Origin of the sequence: Romboutsia sp. 13368 (genome assembly GCF_018336475.1) — a bacterium.
Taxonomy (GTDB): Bacteria; Bacillota; Clostridia; order Peptostreptococcales; family Peptostreptococcaceae; genus Romboutsia.
The window spans coordinates 593,016-593,336 of the sequence record NZ_CP048741.1 but is presented as its reverse complement, the minus strand read 5'-3'; the positions used below and the strand labels follow the sequence as shown (position 1 = coordinate 593,336).

Genomic DNA, 321 nt, shown 5'->3' with positions numbered 1-321 from the left:
TATKMANGGGTCTGTAAAATAAAGTGTGTATTCTTCCAAAAAGTGCGATAATTAAATTAGATTATCCGAAGGAAGGTGCACACTTTTTATGTTAAACAAAAGTGAAATTTTAAAGAAACTTATACAAGAATACGATGTTAAAACAACAAGAGATGTACAAGAAATGTTAAAAGATTTATTTGCAGAAACAATTCAAGAAATGTTAGAAGCGGAGCTTGATGAACACCTAGGATATGACAGGTATGATAATCAAAATAAAAATACTACAAACTCAAGAAATGGACATAGGAATAAGAAAGTTCGATCTGATTTTGGAGAGGT

1 protein-coding gene is annotated in these 321 nt (G+C 29.9%); it reads left to right on the top strand.

Annotated elements, in window-relative coordinates:
- Window positions 1-88: 88 nt before the first annotated feature.
- Window positions 89-321: transposase (locus G3997_RS02475; RefSeq protein ID WP_296647551.1), on the top strand; the 233-nt coding region annotated here is incomplete at its 3' end.